We start from the raw sequence: 17,119 nt of genomic DNA on the forward strand, positions 1-17,119 counted from the left end.
TTAACGAGCGATCGTCGATAACAACAAAATACACAGTTACTATTTACTACTACAAGTAACCCATGGATTGGATCACTTATGACGCATTCTTTATTCAGTACTCAACGTCGAAACAGAGTAATGCCCAAAGGGTTACCTCTCACGTTCAAAATGCTTACCGGGCTCAGTGTGGGTCTATTACTATCCGGTTGTTTTGAAAGACACCGAACCACAGATAGCCTGTGCGAAAGCTACCCTGATATTTGTACAGAGCTAAACGTCAATGATGGTCAATGCAGGATCCAACGCACAGCACTGATCTGGCAACGGTACGATGTGCTTAAAAATCCTACCGTTCAAGAAAAATTTAAAGAGTTAAAAGATACGCAAAATTACATTTTCTGCTTAGAGTACGCTGCACGTATCGAGCCAACAGAACTCAAAGAGCGTAAAACCATTCGTATGAATGCACTCTATGACAGCTACAACAATGTCACTCGATTAAACAACGAGCTTGCTTCCTCCAATGATCCTGAAATCATTTACTATCGCTGGAGCCAAGGTGATATGAATGCACAAGCTCAATTTCTCAGCCTTGAAGGAAAACCTGAACTAGAAACACCTAACCTACAGCTTGCTCTAGCTAGCTACTACATCAGCAAAGATAAAGATAAAACTTATCAACTCCTGCACCATGCACTTTCTTTGTATAAGAAAAACGAAGTCGTGAACCAGGAAATTATTAAGTCACTCGCAACCTTATCTCAACAGAAAGAAAAACTACAAGAAGCCTATATTTGGGTATTAATAGCTAATGACATGAATATGCCTGTCGCAAAATCCCAAAAAGTCGCTAACTTATTTTCATTAACAGAAGATGAACAGAATAGATTAAATAAAAAAGCTGCACATATTATGGAAAATTTAAGAAATGGTAATTACAAGCAAAATATGGTCAATTAAAAATTAATTGTAAAAATCAAATAATCTTATAATTAATAAAATATAACAGTTAACTATTAAATTTATTTAATATATTAAAGTAAAAACCACACATTTATTTTAGTGACAGCAAACCTTTATATATTACCGTCACTCATACGTTTTATTGATCAGCAAAAATCAAAGAAACAGAGTTAACGCAGTAACGCTCCCCTGTTGTTTTTGGTCCGTCCGTAAAAACATGCCCCAAATGACTATCACAATGCTTACAGCGAATTTCTATGCGATTCATACCATGGCTATTATCTTCAAGGTAAGTAATGCAATCATCATTGATAGGTGCATCAAAACTAGGCCAACCACAGCCTGAGTCATATTTATTAGCCGAAGAGAACAACGGGGTATCACAACAGACACATGAATAAATACCCGTTTTATGATTATGAAGGAGTGTGCCACTAAAAGGAGGTTCGGTTGCTTGCTGCCGACAGACCTGATAAGCCTCTGCTGATAATTTCTCTTGCCAGTATGCGTCAGATTTATTTTTCATGGCACCCTTTCCTTCTTTCCCTCAATATTATTTTGCAAAATATATTTTTTATTTATAGAGACTGTAACACATAACACCACTTTAAAATTTCACAGTTTTAAAAAAACGGTCTAATGTAATTCTCGGCAGTATTAAGTATGAGAATTTATAGCGGTGTTAAATTAAACAACATTTGTATGATTTACCGTCGTTGTAGTCGAAATGTAAATAAAATCCGATCTTTTTTTTGACTTTAAGCAATTTAAACGATTTTTTTGCTTGCAGGGTCACGTAGGATTATGTAATTTTACTACCAGTTATCTTTCATTAGAAATTAAGTTGTGGAGCAACTGTAATGACAATTAAAGTAGGTATTAACGGTTTCGGCCGTATCGGTCGTTTTGTTTTCCGTGCAGCGCAAGAGCGCAACGACATTGAAGTTGTTGGTATCAACGACCTTATCGATGTTGACTACATGGCATACATGCTTAAGTACGATTCAACTCACGGCCGTTTCAACGGTACTGTTGAAGTTGAAGGCGGTAACCTAATCGTTAACGGTAAAACTGTTCGCGTAACTGCTGAGCGTAACCCAGAAGATCTTAAGTGGGATGCAATCAACGTTGACGTTGTAGCTGAAGCAACTGGTCTTTTCCTAACTGACGAGACTGCTCGTAAGCACATCACTGCTGGTGCTAAGAAAGTTGTTCTTACTGGTCCTTCAAAAGACGCAACTCCAATGTTCGTAATGGGTGTTAACCAAGACACTTACGCTGGTCAAGACATCGTTTCTAACGCTTCTTGTACTACTAACTGTCTAGCGCCTATCGCTAAAGTTCTTAACGACAAGTTCGGTATCGAATCTGGTCTTATGACTACAGTTCACGCAACTACAGCTACTCAGAAGACTGTTGACGGTCCTTCTGCTAAAGACTGGCGTGGCGGTCGTGGTGCTTCTCAGAACATCATCCCATCATCAACTGGTGCAGCTAAAGCTGTAGGTGTTGTTCTTCCTGAGCTAAACGGCAAACTAACTGGTATGGCTTTCCGCGTACCAACTGCTAACGTTTCTGTAGTTGACCTAACTGTTAACCTTAAGAACGGCGCATCTTACGAAGCTATCTGTGCAGCAATGAAAGAAGCTTCTGAAGGCGAACTAAAAGGCGTTCTAGGTTACACTGAAGATCAAGTTGTTTCTCAAGACTTCATCGGCGAAACTCAAACTTCAGTATTCGATGCTAAAGCTGGTATCGCTCTAACTGATAACTTCGTTAAAGTTGTATCTTGGTACGACAACGAAATCGGTTACTCAAACAAAGTTCTAGACCTAATCGCTCACATCTCTAAGTAATGTAAGCATTAGCTAGCTTTCTTTGAAAGCCAATAAAAAGGCGACGCATTAAGCGGCGCCTTTTTTGTATCTAAAACACTGTATTTAAGTTTAAGAAAATTTCGATGCCAATCATCGAGTTAATTTAGATGCGCTAAACAACAAAAAGCGTATGATAGTAACAGTTTAAATGCTCTTCTTGGTAAATCTTCACAACTTTAACAAATAAGTTTTCATACCTTTTGATATTTTAGAAATAAAAATAAGTACCTATCCTTTTATCTTCCAATCACCATAGCTAAACGAATAGGCACTTTGAATTTTAAACATTTAAGGAACGAAGATGAATTTACGTCAACTTTCTACTGTTAACGCATTGGCTGATCATGTCACGGTCTGTGAATACCAAGGGATTAATATTATTCGTGTTATTCACCCACTAGCAGAAGCTGGTATTTCACTTCATGGCGGCCACTTAATTTGGTTTAAGCCTACCGATGAAAAAGATCTTATTTGGTTAAGTGAAAACGCTATCTTTGATCCAGCCAAAGCGATCCGTGGGGGGATTCCTGTTTGCTGGCCTTGGTTTGGTCAAGCAGGTACACCATCTCATGGCTTCGCGCGTACATCTCAATGGACACTACTTGAACATCGTGAAAATGAACATGGTGTAATTGTAAGTCTACAACTTGAAGATAATGACGATACACGTGCAATTTGGCCATATAAGTTCAACAACGTGCTAACCTTTGAAATCGGTCGAGAACTGAAAGTAAGCCTAACGTCAACCAACACAGATAGCCAACCTTGGTCTTACAGTGGTGCTCTTCACACCTACTTTGATATTGCTGACATTAACAATGTAGAAATTACAGGAATGGGACCAAGCTACCTTGATAGCACCCAGCAAGGAAAAGCATGTAATGGTGATGATGTACTGACATTCTCTGGTGAAACCGATCGCGTATACAACCAACCAGAAGCAACCATTACGATTAATGATAAAAACAATCAACGTAATATTTTAGTGACTAATGAAGGTAACAATGCTGCTGTGATTTGGAATCCGTGGCAAGAGTTATCAATCAACATGGCTGATATGGCAGATAACAGTTTTGAAACCATGGTTTGTGTGGAATCTACTATCCATACGCCGAGTATTGAACTAGCACCAGGTCAGTCGCATACATTAGCGACTACAGTAGCTACCAAGTAATCACTTCTTAAGCCACGAGTTACTGTTGAGCTCGTGGCTTATGCATACATTTTTGCTGTTGCTTCAATTAATACCCAGCCATTGCCATCAGGATCGTTAAAAGTGGCAAATTTTCCCCCCACTAAATTAACAATACTCGACAATAACACCCCTCTTTGTTTTAGCTCATTATAAGTTGATTGAATATCATCAGTCTGAACAACTAATCCTTGTACTGTTCCTGCTTCCATCCCCCCAAATGGCATCACTAAGCTGATCGTTGTTTCTGCACCTCTTGGCGCTAACTGCAACCAACGTTTGTGATTGTTCGTACTATGATCACGGATCAACTCAAACCCAAGTGCATCACGATAAAACTTCAAGGCTTGGTTTTGATCTGATACCGGAATCGAAACAGTATCGACACGCGAAATTGTCATGGAAGCACCTACCTATCCAATTTTGATAATGACCTTATTTCAGCTTATGACAGTCTAGAAATTTCGCTCAAAAAAAAACGGCATGACTCAAAACCACAAATTTTTTCTCAATAATGGTTCTCAAATCGCGATATTTTCAAAAAAGACAAATAAAACCATAAACAAAGAAATAATCGAGAGAATAAGTTAGATAAATAAAGTAATGTAATTTTTTTAACTATAAAAAAATAATTCATCAGCATTCTGACTTTTTCTTCGTATTTTTAGCAGACCCAATCAATTTACCAACGAAAAGATTTACAATTTATTCACAAACCCCTTGCGAAACCTAACTCATAAGAGGATAGTGAAAGATGCAAGCTTAAAAAATAACCGTTTAATCACGGCTTTTGCTTGGTATTTTTTATTTAGAAATCATTAACTCAGTACGGCAAATTGATTAGTTCGGTCTAGGCTTACAATAAGGGATGTAAAAGAGGTTGATTTTCGTCCTGTCTAAATGATCAAAGAACGATTCAGGGGGCATACCATGAGTATTTTTGACCACTATCGTCAACGCTACGAAGAATCCAAGGACGAAGAACTTTCATTACAAGAATTCCTTGAGATCTGTCGTCACGATCGCAGTGCCTACGTGAACGCCGCAGAGCGTCTCTTAATGGCTATCGGTGAACCAGAAATGATCGATACTGCGCAAGATCCACATCTTAGCCGTCTCTTCTCTAATCGTGTCATCTCGCGCTATAAAACCTTCGAAGATTTCTATGGTATGGAAGATGCTATAGAACAAATCGTGTCATACCTAAAACATGCAGCACAAGGGCTTGAAGAGCGTAAACAGATCCTTTATTTACTTGGCCCGGTTGGTGGCGGTAAATCGTCATTAGCAGAAAAGCTCAAAAGCTTAATGCAAAAAGTACCTATCTATATTTTGACTGCGAACGGAGAGCGTAGTCCTGTAAATGATCACCCTTTCTGCTTATTCGATAAGAATGAAGACGGTGAATTGCTTTCCAGTGAATACAATATTCCAACACGCTACCTTAATACCATCATGTCACCTTGGGCAGCAAAACGTCTTCATGAGTTTGGTGGCGATATCACCCAGTTTAAAGTTGTAAAAGTTCGTCCATCTATCCTTGATCAAGTCGGGATAGCTAAAACTGAACCCGGTGATGAAAACAACCAAGATATTTCATCACTGGTTGGTAAAGTCGATATCCGAAAACTAGAGCATTACTCGCAAGACGATCCTGATGCTTACAGTTACTCTGGGGCGTTGTGTAAAGCAAACCAAGGCTTAATGGAGTTTGTAGAGATGTTTAAAGCACCATTAAAAGTGCTACATCCACTATTAACGGCTACACAGGAAGGTAACTATAACGGTACTGAAGGACTGTCCGCACTGCCTTTCGATGGTATGATCCTCGCTCACTCCAATGAATCAGAATGGCAAAGCTTCAGAAATAACAAAACCAATGAGGCATTTTTAGACCGAGTATATATCGTCAAAGTCCCTTACTGTTTACGTGTTTCTGAAGAAATTAAAATTTACGAGAAACTACTCCAGAACAGTGAGCTTTCTGCCGCACCATGTTCACCAAGTACACTCGATATTCTTGCCCGTTTCTCAGTACTATCACGCTTAAAAGAGCCTGAAAACTCAAGCGTTTACTCAAAAATGCGGGTATATGATGGTGAAACCTTAAAAGATACTGATCCTAAAGCGAAATCATACCAAGAGTACCGTGATTACGCTGGCGTTGATGAAGGTATGAACGGGCTTTCAACTCGTTTTGCATTCAAAATATTATCTCGTGTATTTAATTTCGATCACTCAGAAGTTGCGGCTAACCCAGTACATTTATTCTATGTCCTAGAGCAACAAATCGAACGTGAGCAATTCCCGCAAGATGTTGCCGAGAAGTACCTCGAACATTTGAAAGGCTTCTTGACACCGAAATATGTGGAATTCATTGGTAAAGAAATCCAAACCGCTTATCTCGAATCTTACTCTGAATACGGTCAAAACATCTTTGATCGCTACGTGAGTTATGCCGATTTCTGGATCCAAGATCAGGAATACCGTGATCCTGAAACAGGTCAATTGTTTGATCGCGCCGCACTGAATAACGAACTAGAGAAAATCGAGAAACCTGCTGGGATCAGTAACCCGAAAGATTTCCGAAATGAAATCGTTAATTTCGTCTTACGTGCTCGTGCAAACAATGCTGGTAAAAACCCGAATTGGACTAGCTATGAAAAACTACGCACTGTGATTGAGAAGAAAATGTTCTCCAACACAGAAGAGCTACTGCCAGTGATTTCATTCAACGCCAAAACCTCCACTGATGAGCAGAAGAAACATGATGATTTTGTCGCTCGTATGATGGAAAAAGGCTATACCCGCAAGCAAGTACGTTTATTGTCTGAATGGTATTTACGCGTACGTAAATCGTCGTAAGCCAGCAGAAATAAGATAAGGGGGAGCTATGGCACATTTTATTGACCGCAGACTCAATGGTAAAAATAAAAGTACGGTGAATCGCCAACGCTTTTTACGTCGCCATAAGCAGCAGATCAAAGAATCTATCGCAGATGCTGTGAATAAGCGTTCTATCACTGACGTCGATAGCGGTGAAGATATTACGATCCCATCCCGTGATATTCGTGAACCTAGCTTTCACCAAGGCAAAGGTGGACAACGCGATGTTGTTCACCCTGGCAATGACCAATTTACCCCAGGCGATCGCATTGAGCGACCGCCTGGTGGTGCTGGTCAAGGTGGCGCAGGAGAAGGACAAGCCAGCCCTGATGGTGAAGGACAAGATGAGTTTGTTTTCCAAATTTCGAAAGATGAATACCTTGATCTGTTATTTGAAGATTTAGAGTTACCGAATCTTCAAAAGAATCAAATGAACAAAATTGTTGAATGGAAAACTTTTCGCTCTGGTTATAAATCACAAGGGGTTCCGGCCAATATTGCGATAGTGAAAACGCTACAGAATTCACTCGCTAGACGAACAGCAATGACTGCAGGAAAACGACGTAAACTGCAAGAGCTAGAACAAGCACTAAACCTATTATTTAATACTGAACCCGCACAACCGTTTGAAGAAGAAAGAATAAAGCAAGAAATTGAAGTATTACGTCAAAAGATCAATCGCACCCCGTTTATTGATACTTTTGATCTTCGTTATAAAAACTATGAACGTCGTCCGCAACCATCAAGCCAAGCTGTGATGTTCTGTTTAATGGATGTCTCTGGCTCGATGGATCAAGCCACTAAAGACATCGCAAAACGCTTTTACATTTTACTTTATTTGTTTTTAAACCGAACTTATAAAAATGTTGATGTGGTGTTTATCCGCCATCATACCCAAGCGAAAGAAGTCGATGAGCACGAATTTTTCTACTCTCAAGAGACGGGAGGAACCATTGTTTCTAGTGCACTTCGCATGATGGATGACATTGTGAAAAATCGTTATCGCCCTGAAGAGTGGAACATCTATGCCGCTCAAGCTTCAGATGGTGATAATTGGGCAGATGATTCACCTGGTTGTCGAGAGTTACTTGATAAACATATCTTGCCGCTATCTCGTTACTATTCTTATATCGAAATTACACGACGAGCACACCAAACGTTGTGGCGAGAATATGAAGCACTACAAAATAGCCATGACAACTTTGCGATGCAAAACATACGGACAGTGGATGATATTTTCCCAGTATTTAGAGAGCTATTTAAAAAACAAGTGAGTTAAGAATATCAATTCACTACAAGATAGTTAGCGGTATTAATAACAATACCGCTACTCTTCTGGCCGGTATCAACGCGCTTAAAGGGGATCAAAGTAATGAATACTAATACAAAAACAAAACCACTCAGCGATGGGCCGGATTGGACGTTTGACTTATTAGAACAATACCACGTTGAAATTAAGCGAGTTGCTGAACACTATCGTCTTGATGCCTATCCCAATCAAATCGAAATAATCACTGCCGAACAAATGATGGATGCCTATTCCAGTATTGGTATGCCAATTAATTACCATCATTGGTCTTTTGGTAAACGCTTCATTGAAACTGAACGTGGCTACAAACATGGGCAAATGGGGCTCGCCTATGAAATAGTCATTAATTCAAATCCCTGTATTGCCTATCTAATGGAAGAAAATACCATTACGATGCAAGCATTAGTGATGGCTCATGCTTGTTATGGACATAACTCATTCTTTAAGGGCAATTACTTATTTAAAACATGGACCGATGCAAGCTCCATTATTGATTACCTACTCTTTGCTCGAAAATACATTACGGAATGTGAAGAAAAATACGGTGTCGATGATGTAGAAAAACTACTCGATTCCTGTCACGCATTAATGAACTATGGGGTTGATCGCTATAAACGCCCACAAAAAATCTCTTTAGTTGAAGAAAAGGCGCGTCAAAAAGCCCGTGAAGATTACTTACAATCACAAGTTAATGCGCTATGGCGAACCATTCCGACACAAACAGAAAAAGAAACCGTTATCGAAGAAGAACGTTTTCCATCAGAACCTCAGGAAAATATTCTCTATTTCTTTGAAAAACATGCGCCTTTACTTGAGCCATGGCAACGCGAGCTTGTGCGTATAGTGCGAAAAATAAGCCAATATTTTTATCCACAAAAACAAACCCAAGTGATGAATGAAGGCTGGGCAACATTTTGGCATTACACTATCTTAAATCACTTGTTTGATGAAGGATTAGTGACTGAGCGTTTCATCATGGAGTTTCTCCACAGTCATACCAATGTTGTGGCACAACCTGAATACAACAGCCCGTATTACTCAGGGATCAACCCTTATGCGTTAGGCTTTGCCATGTTCCAAGATATCAGACGTATTTGTGAAGAGCCGACAGAAGAAGATAAATACTGGTTCCCTGATATCGCAGGCTCAAATTGGTTAGATACCCTGCACTTTGCAATGGAGAACTTTAAAGATGAAAGCTTTATTAGCCAATTTCTTTCACCGAAAGTCATGCGAGACTTTAAGTTGTTTGCGGTAAATGATGATGATCGTCATAACTATGTTGAAGTCAGTGCTATCCATAACGAGGAAGGCTACCGCGCAATCAGAGAGAAATTATCATCTCAATATAATTTAAGTAATAACGAGCCAAATATCCAAGTCTGGAATGTGGCTTTACGAGGAGATAGATCATTAACTCTACGCTATATTCCACATAACCGTATTCCACTCGCTGATAGCCATAAAGAAGTGATCAAACATTTGCACCGATTATGGGGATTTGATGTCACACTAGAAGAAGAATTACCGGATGGTAGAACACAAATTATTGCCACTTGCCCTATCAAGACCCAATATAATACTGATATTTAATTACCTCTTATCAATAAAAAAATGCCACTGTAATAACAGTGGCATTTTTATAATTTATCTATTTATATTTAAAATTTGTATGTTGTACCTAAATACCAAGAACCAATAGTTTGATCATAATCTTTAACGGCTGTTTCTAATGTATAAAAGTCAGCTTCATAGGCAACACGAATACCTAACCCTGGCACTTGTTTCACTTGATATTCCAAACCCGCACCTAAACGAATTAAGCCACCATCATCTTTAAATTCGTTTTGCTTTAATGAGATGCTTCCCAAACCAACTGTTGCAAATGGACGAAGACCATTATCGAAAGTATAACCAAGGTTTGCAGCTATACTAAATGACTCGTGTTGTGCCTTTCCTGATTCAGAGTAAGAGCCCTTTTTAAAAAAATACTTTACATCACCATATTTAGTATATTGAGCTTCTAGAGAAACAATGCGATTAAATTGATAACCAGCAATGATCTTATAACTTTTACTATCATCATCATAAGATAAATGAGTTGTCGGGTCATTTTTTAATTCGCTCTCAAAATCATCATGGAAATCGGTTGTACCAACACCAGCACCAACATAGAAACCTTGATATTTATTAGAGTTAGTCGTGTTTTCAGATGCTACTGCATATGTTGATGATAATGAACAAACCAAAGTAGCTAATAATAATTTTTTCATGTGTTTTACTTTTTAAACTGCTTTACAAAAGAGGTGCTCAGCTTATTGAAAAACTCACAAAAAAAACAAACGAAAACCAAACCTTAACCACACCAAAAATAAATAAACATAAAAAACATTTACAATCAAAATGTTAAATACATTTATAATACTTATTTATCAGTATAACAAACCATGTCAAACGCTTCATTTTTGCTGTCTGTGTAAAAATATAAACGCTTTCCAATCCTTTTATATCGATACAGTATGCTATATCCCTCATAGTCTTTATAAGCTTGATTTAAAATTTCATTATCATGCTTCTTCTGTATCTGAACACGATTAAAGTTTAAGGTTAAATGGTCTCTTGTTTGTATATAATCACCATCATAATAAAGCTCCATTAATTTAGCTTCATTATTACCTTCTTTTACTTGAATAAACTCATTAATCAAGAAGCTACTTTTAGAGCTAAACGTTAAGATCATGCTCTCAGAAATATGGCTATATTGAGTAAAGGATTTATTAATAAACCCCGATTTTCTTTGATCGCATACCCAAGTCGTCGAAACTAAATCATTTTTATTAGTTATTAAATAAAAAGTACTCGCTACCAAGCCAATCAAAACAAATATCAGTAACGTGTTTATATATTTCAACATGAGATATTTTTACTCTCTAAGTAACTATTTAATTTTTTAGAGAAGTCATTATATTTATATTTTGACATTCTAAAATTAAACGTACGATCATTTGGGCTCATAATAAAAACAACAACTGCACTATTATTCGCTATTCGTGTATTATAGTAAAACTGAGCATATATCTTTGAATTACAAACCGAGGATATGCCTTTCTTTATATCTTTTATAAACAGTTCTTTATCTACACCATAACTATCTACATTATTAAAATATACTTTATTTGAACCAATATTGATTTGATTCTGATAATTTTTAGTATCAATAAAATATGGAGTAGTATTTATTATATTATTCATATAATAAAGTAAAAATGACATCATACTAATAAGTATTATTAATATATATAAAACGCTTTTCCTACTTAAAAAGTTAAGTTTTACTGATTGATTTACATCGCCTTCATGAACTTTAGTAATAACATCATCAGATACAAAGGAAGGTTCTATCGTTTGAGATTTTTGTTGTTTTGCTGGCTTGTTATCTTCTAGCACAACAAAACTGTCATCCACTTTTACATCCAGTAAGTAACCTGATTTACTCACCGTTATGATCGTAATCGCTTCTAAAGCATGCTTGGCTAATACTTTTCTAAGCTTAGAGATGACATTGGTGAGTGCTTGTTCTGAAACAATCGCCTCTCCCCAACATTGAGATAATAAAAACTCTTTTTCTACACAAGTTCCTTGGTGTTCGAGCAACAATAAAAATACATCATTCACCCGTGGTGTGAAGTATTCTGTTTGTCCATTGTCATGAGTCAGAGTTCGTGTGGAACTGTCGTAAGTAATAGGACCAATTCTGTACACTTCACTGCTTGTCATAATGACCATTTTGTTAACATAATTATGGTCTAATTATTATTGATGCCATCAACACAATCAACTTTTGTATTAGTTTTCATTATCAATAACCTTCTTTACCTTTTAAGTGTTGAGAAAAGCAACAATTGAGCTAGAAAACAATAAAAAAGCCGAGTGATAAACACTCGGCTTTTTCTCAATATTCAAAAAGCATTACTGCTCTTCTTCATACATGTACTTAGATATCTCTACACGATGACTGTACCAAATTGCGCCACTTTCACGACCATATAGACGAATACGATCAGCAACCAACTCTGGCTTATGCCCATCACACATGGCTTTTAAATCACGGTAGAACTGCAATGCTAATTCACATGCTTCTGGCTTCATGAAGTAATAGCCGCCAACACGGGTATAAATCTTACGTAAGCCATTAAACGTTAATACGTAAAGTGTGTTACCCGATTTACCTGCCATGCCTTGGAATAAACGGTAGTCGTAATAGTTAAATGCACGCGCTAGACAGATTTCCTCACATAGTTGAGGATCGTCTTTACCGTATTTATCAACGATCTTTTTAACTTCTTGTTGTAATTCTGCTTTATCTTCGCTGTTTTCTATAAACTCAGCAAAGCTTGCAGACTCACGCAATCTTTCAACTGACTCAATCACATGTTGGATCAATTGACTGGATTCTTCAGCATTACCCTTCACGGCATAACGCATAAACACACTACTGATATCAGTTCGAGCTGCCAATAAATCTGCTAATACTCGTTGAACATCCTGTCCATCTAATGTCACTAAGGTATCTAGAATATTTAAACCAGACGTATCCATGTAGTTATTCACACGTGTTGGTTTACCATGTTGGATTGTTAACCATCCATCACGAGCCAAACGTTGTAAAACTTCACGTAAGGTGGTGCGAGTTACTCCAATTAACTCTGAAAGTTCTCGTTCCGCTGGAAGAATTGATCCCTGAGGAAAGTGATTATTCCAGATACTTTCAATTATATATTTCTCAGCAAATGTCGCTGGGCTATCTGCCTTAATAACCATCTAAGTAAAATCCAGTTCGCTTCGTGTATTTCTCGTATTGGCACTCATCATACCACTAGTTATCTAATAGTAGAAACCTCGCAACCAACTCTGACATGAACATGAAAGAGGTGTTTAAAAATACAACAATATTGTTAAGTCTATCACTTAAAATCGTGAATCTTTGACGTGAATTAACAATAAGAAACTCATTTTCTGTATACTGTGCGGTTTATAAGACGGATATATTCAACTCCCAAATTGTGATGAAAATGTAATAAAACAATTGCATTTTTGTATCACTTATTGACTAATGCCTCTTAAACGGTAGAGTGATTAGTGATGAACTGGGAGCGAATGGAAGCTGCTGCCTAAGAAAGTTAAACCTAAAGAGCGACACCACTCTGTTTAACTTTGATACTTCAATCTACACCCGTAATCATTGGCATGATGCTATTGATTATCCTGCTGATTGACCAATCAAGGCATCTAGCCGACATCAGATCCATACTATTTTGCGCTAATAATAAAGAGATCCAAACATGGCTATATCGCTAGGGAATGCCTTTATCAAAAACTTTTTGGGTAAGGCACCTGACTGGTACAAAATTGCAATCATTACTTTTCTGATCATTAACCCTCTTGTTTTCTTTTTTGTTGATCCGTTTGTTGCTGGCTGGCTGTTAGTTATCGAATTTATCTTTACGCTAGCAATGGCACTAAAATGTTACCCATTACAACCCGGTGGTTTACTGGCTATTGAAGCCGTCGCTATTGGTATGACAAGCCCAGAGCAAGTTAAGCATGAGCTTGTGGCAAACATCGAAGTATTACTACTATTAGTCTTCATGGTTGCGGGTATTTACTTCATGAAGCAACTGCTGCTTTTCATCTTTACAAAAATACTGATCGGCATTCGCTCTAAAGTTTTACTTTCACTCTCTTTTTGTGTGATGGCCGCTTTCCTATCTGCGTTCCTTGATGCCTTAACAGTTATTGCCGTTGTGATTAGCGTCACTGTGGGTTTCTACAGCATTTACCACAAAGTGGCATCGGGACAAGACCCGCATTCTCATCATGACCATACTAATGATAATCACGTACCAGAGCTAAGCCGTGATGATTTAGAAAACTACCGTGCTTTCCTACGTAGTCTTCTTATGCATGCCGGTGTGGGTACAGCATTAGGTGGTGTGATGACAATGGTGGGTGAACCACAAAACTTAATCATTGCCGATCAAGCAGGCTGGCAGTTTGGTGAGTTCATCATCCGTATGGCACCAGTTACTATCCCTGTGTTCTTCTGTGGTCTGATTACTTGTGCGCTGGTAGAGAAATTTAAGATCTGTGGTTACGGTGCGGAATTACCAGAAAACGTTCGTCAAATCCTCGTTGATTTTGACAATGAAGAGCGAAAATCACGTACTAATCTTGATTACGCAAAGTTGGTTATTCAAGCCGCTATCGCAGTATGGCTGATCATTGGTCTTGCGTTGCACTTAGCTGCGGTAGGTTTAATTGGCTTAACCGTAATTATTCTAGCGACTTCGTTTACAGGTATCACAGAAGAGCATGCACTTGGTAAAGCGTTTGAAGAAGCACTGCCATTTACTGCGTTACTTGCTGTATTCTTCTCAGTTGTTGCAGTTATTATCGACCAACAATTGTTTGCACCAATCATTAACTGGGTACTAAGTCTAGAAGGTAGCTCACAGCTAACCATGTTCTACATTGCTAATGGCTTATTATCGATGGTATCAGACAACGTTTTCGTTGGTACGGTATACATTAATGAAGTGAAAACCGCGTTAGTTAATGGTGTTATCAACCGTAGCCAGTTTGATATGTTAGCTGTTGCAATCAACACAGGAACTAACTTACCTTCTGTCGCAACACCAAATGGTCAAGCCGCATTCCTATTTGCATTAACATCAGCCATTGCCCCTCTGATCCGTTTATCTTACGGTCGTATGGTATACATGGCATTGCCGTATACGATTGTACTGACTTTCGTTGGTCTTGCAGGTATTGAATTGATGTTGGTTCCAATGACGGATTGGTTCTACACCATGGGCTGGATCACTGAAGGCACAGCCGCTGTATCTGCTGCTCCTGCACTGGCTCACTAATTAACCCTATAAAAATGACGGAAGATTTACTTCTTCCTGAAGCTATGCTTGAATGTCAGCGTTAGATTAGTGTTATAACGTATACGAAAACCCTGAACTATCAGGGTTTTCTTTTATTATAATTAGTGCGTAGAGTATCAATGATGCAACACCTCAACACCTTTTCAAAAACGCGTTTAGCATGGCTGCTATTACTGCTTTCAATCATCTTCTTTGAAGGTTGTGCCCTTTTCTTTCAACATGTCATGAACCTAGCACCTTGTGTTATGTGTGTTTATGAGCGAGTGGCAATGATGGGAATAGGCTTTGCTGCCATTATTGGTTTGATTGCTCCTCAAAATGCGGTCTTCCGTTGGATTGGTTTAGCTGGTTGGGGTTACTGTGCTTACCGTGGTGTTGTACTTGCTCATCAGCATGTTGGCTTCCAATTTAATCCATCACCATTTGCAACTTGTGATCTATTTGTTCAGTTCCCAAGCTGGGCTCCAATCAATCACTGGGTACCTTGGATGTTTGAAGCTTACGGTGATTGTGCAAAAGTGGTTTGGACTTTCCTTGGTCAATCAATGCCACAATGGTTAGTGATCATTTTCGGTGCTAACTTAGCCGTGTGGGCAATCATGGTTATTGCGCAATTCTTTGGTCACAAAAAAGCCTAACTAACAGCATGATATTTATAAAAAAGCGAAGCTAAATATTATCTAGCTTCGCTTTTTTATTACCTGAAGATCCTATTATGAGACAGCGTATTGTCGCTCTAATGCCGATAAAATAGGGTAGTCAGCTGGACATAACGCATAGTGCTGAAATTCCGCTAAGGTTACCCATACCATAGCTTGATGGGTATTAAGAACGATCTCTCCCTCGCACCAATGTGTTAAGTAGCCTTTCAGCTCTACGATTTTATCACCATAATCAAACACGCTATCAGCAAGCCATTGCTGTGTTTTGGTAGTGATCGCTAACTCTTCCATTAGTTCACGCTCTAAAGCTTGCTCTGGTGATTCATTAGCTTCAATCTTACCGCCAGGAAATTCCCACAAACCACCTTGACTTGCACTATCAAGACGTTGAGCAAGTAGGTACTTACCTTCTTTTTCAATCACTCCTGCAACAACGACGATTCTCTTTACCGAGGTCATTAGGCAGATTTACCGCAACATTGCTTAAATTTCTTGCCACTTTCACACGGACATGGATCGTTACGCCCGATATTTTTATAAGGGTTAATCGCTTGTGCGCCAGCCCCTACTTGTAACTGATCTGCAGCCATCATTACTTCTGTTAACATCAATGGTAGTTGTGGGTATAACTCACTCGGTGCTGGCATTCCCGTGATACCCGCTTGCTCCATTTGCTCTAGTGTGCCAGCTTCATCAACACATAACATTAATGTCGTAAGCAAAGCCGATAGCATGCGCATCGTACCGTCTGAAGCAGTTTGTCCTTCCCAGTTTGGCTCAATATATTGCCATACCGTTAAAAAACCTTTCGCAAATTCAGCTAATGCCGTATTAGCTTCGCCGTTTTCTTGCCACTGTAACTCTGTTGGTAATTGGTATTCACCCGCTTTAACTGTGCAATACTGCATTTCAAAGTGGTTTAATACTGCTACCTTATCTGTTTCTGAAAGCGTGACTGCATCGTCATCTGCAGCACCACCCGTTAATAACACCGGTAACCAAATTTCAGGTTCCATCGGTTTAGGGTTTGCGTTTGCAGCAAATAGTGCCCCTTCGATAAAAGTCGCTGGCATACCATCCCAATCAGATGACAGTGTCATTAATGTATTCATTGAATTTTTCCAGTAATAATTTCTGCTGCAAGTATACCTAAAACTCTCACGCTTTGTTTATCAGCAATGACGTCAATACCACTAACGCACTGGAATATTGATTATTTTGTTCCTAAATGAATCAGAGCAAGCTCAAATTTTGTCATTGTTAAGCGATTAATTGATTGATATTTGATGTAGTTAAAC

General features: G+C 38.5%; 16 protein-coding genes. 8 read left to right on the forward strand and 8 right to left on the reverse strand.

Translation table 11 applies throughout. The features are described 5' to 3' along the window. Positions 1-78 precede the first annotated feature (78 nt). Positions 79-942 (forward strand): DUF2989 domain-containing protein, encoded by an 864-nt coding sequence (locus Q7657_RS19370; RefSeq protein WP_498827377.1) that lies wholly within the window; start codon positions 79-81, stop codon positions 940-942. Between the two features lie 142 nt (positions 943-1,084). On the opposite strand, the gene msrB is transcribed toward Q7657_RS19370, so the two are convergent. Continuing rightward, positions 1,085-1,471 (reverse strand): peptide-methionine (R)-S-oxide reductase MsrB, encoded by a 387-nt coding sequence (gene msrB / locus Q7657_RS19375; RefSeq protein ID WP_107165443.1) that lies wholly within the window; start codon positions 1,469-1,471, stop codon positions 1,085-1,087. Between the two features lie 334 nt (positions 1,472-1,805). On the opposite strand from msrB, the gene gap reads away from it, so the two are divergent. Together gap and Q7657_RS19385 are read left to right on the forward strand one after the other, a co-directional pair. Next, a complete protein-coding gene (gene gap, locus Q7657_RS19380; RefSeq protein WP_053987039.1) occupies positions 1,806-2,801 on the forward strand; it encodes a type I glyceraldehyde-3-phosphate dehydrogenase in 996 nt (331 codons plus the stop codon). A 322-nt stretch (positions 2,802-3,123) separates the two neighbouring features. After that, positions 3,124-3,996 (forward strand): D-hexose-6-phosphate mutarotase, encoded by an 873-nt coding sequence (locus tag Q7657_RS19385; protein WP_107165444.1) that lies wholly within the window; start codon positions 3,124-3,126, stop codon positions 3,994-3,996. 38 nt (positions 3,997-4,034) lie between these two features. Here the strand turns inward: Q7657_RS19385 and Q7657_RS19390 are convergent, their stop codons facing one another. Further along, positions 4,035-4,415: a VOC family protein gene (locus tag Q7657_RS19390; RefSeq protein WP_053987041.1), complete on the reverse strand. Its 381-nt coding sequence runs from the start codon at positions 4,413-4,415 to the stop codon at positions 4,035-4,037. 529 nt (positions 4,416-4,944) lie between these two features. Here Q7657_RS19390 and Q7657_RS19395 point away from each other — a divergent pair. The 3 genes from Q7657_RS19395 (at position 4,945) to Q7657_RS19405 (ending at position 9,802) form a co-directional block, all read left to right on the forward strand. Continuing rightward, a complete protein-coding gene (locus Q7657_RS19395) occupies positions 4,945-6,879 on the forward strand; it encodes a PrkA family serine protein kinase (protein ID WP_053987042.1) in 1,935 nt (644 codons plus the stop codon). A gap of 28 nt (positions 6,880-6,907) precedes the next feature. After that, positions 6,908-8,179 (forward strand): YeaH/YhbH family protein, encoded by a 1,272-nt coding sequence (locus Q7657_RS19400; RefSeq protein WP_107165445.1) that lies wholly within the window; start codon positions 6,908-6,910, stop codon positions 8,177-8,179. A gap of 93 nt (positions 8,180-8,272) precedes the next feature. Continuing rightward, the gene (locus tag Q7657_RS19405) at positions 8,273-9,802 is read left to right on the forward strand and encodes a SpoVR family protein (protein WP_053987044.1); all 1,530 of its coding nucleotides are present in this window, start codon (positions 8,273-8,275) and stop codon (positions 9,800-9,802) included. 68 nt (positions 9,803-9,870) lie between these two features. Here Q7657_RS19405 and Q7657_RS19410 read toward each other — a convergent pair whose 3' ends face one another. The 4 genes from Q7657_RS19410 to fadR form a co-directional block, all read right to left on the reverse strand. After that, positions 9,871-10,482 carry a porin family protein gene (locus Q7657_RS19410; RefSeq protein WP_107165446.1) on the reverse strand — a complete coding sequence of 204 codons (612 nt, stop codon included), beginning with the start codon at positions 10,480-10,482 and terminating at the stop codon, positions 9,871-9,873. Positions 10,483-10,634: 152 nt separating this feature from the next. Then, positions 10,635-11,123, reverse strand: a complete 489-nt coding sequence (locus tag Q7657_RS19415) for a hypothetical protein (protein ID WP_107165447.1) — start codon at positions 11,121-11,123, stop codon at positions 10,635-10,637. After that, positions 11,117-11,986 (reverse strand): winged helix-turn-helix domain-containing protein, encoded by an 870-nt coding sequence (locus Q7657_RS19420; protein WP_258178226.1) that lies wholly within the window; start codon positions 11,984-11,986, stop codon positions 11,117-11,119. The genes Q7657_RS19415 and Q7657_RS19420 overlap by 7 nt, the downstream gene beginning before the upstream one ends. A gap of 192 nt (positions 11,987-12,178) precedes the next feature. Further along, positions 12,179-13,030, reverse strand: a complete 852-nt coding sequence (gene fadR, locus Q7657_RS19425; protein WP_053987048.1) for a fatty acid metabolism transcriptional regulator FadR — start codon at positions 13,028-13,030, stop codon at positions 12,179-12,181. Positions 13,031-13,551: 521 nt separating this feature from the next. Here fadR and nhaB point away from each other — a divergent pair. Further along, on the forward strand, positions 13,552-15,138 hold the full coding sequence (gene nhaB, locus Q7657_RS19430; protein WP_053987049.1) for a Na(+)/H(+) antiporter NhaB: 1,587 nt from the start codon (positions 13,552-13,554) through the stop codon (positions 15,136-15,138). 143 nt (positions 15,139-15,281) lie between these two features. Further along, complete coding sequence (dsbB, locus tag Q7657_RS19435) at positions 15,282-15,797, forward strand: disulfide bond formation protein DsbB (RefSeq protein WP_053987178.1); 516 nt, start codon at positions 15,282-15,284, stop codon at positions 15,795-15,797. Between the two features lie 75 nt (positions 15,798-15,872). Here dsbB and Q7657_RS19440 read toward each other — a convergent pair whose 3' ends face one another. Beyond that, positions 15,873-16,280, reverse strand: coding sequence for a (deoxy)nucleoside triphosphate pyrophosphohydrolase (locus Q7657_RS19440; RefSeq protein ID WP_107165449.1), 408 nt, complete (start codon positions 16,278-16,280; stop codon positions 15,873-15,875). Beyond that, entirely contained in the window at positions 16,280-16,933 is a 654-nt protein-coding gene (locus tag Q7657_RS19445) for a YecA/YgfB family protein (RefSeq protein WP_107165450.1), read from the reverse strand. The genes Q7657_RS19440 and Q7657_RS19445 overlap by 1 nt, the downstream gene beginning before the upstream one ends. Positions 16,934-17,119: the final 186 nt, after the last annotated feature.

It is taken from the genome of Candidatus Photobacterium acropomis, assembly GCF_030685555.1.
GTDB classification, from domain to species: Bacteria; Pseudomonadota; Gammaproteobacteria; order Enterobacterales; family Vibrionaceae; genus Photobacterium; species Photobacterium lucens.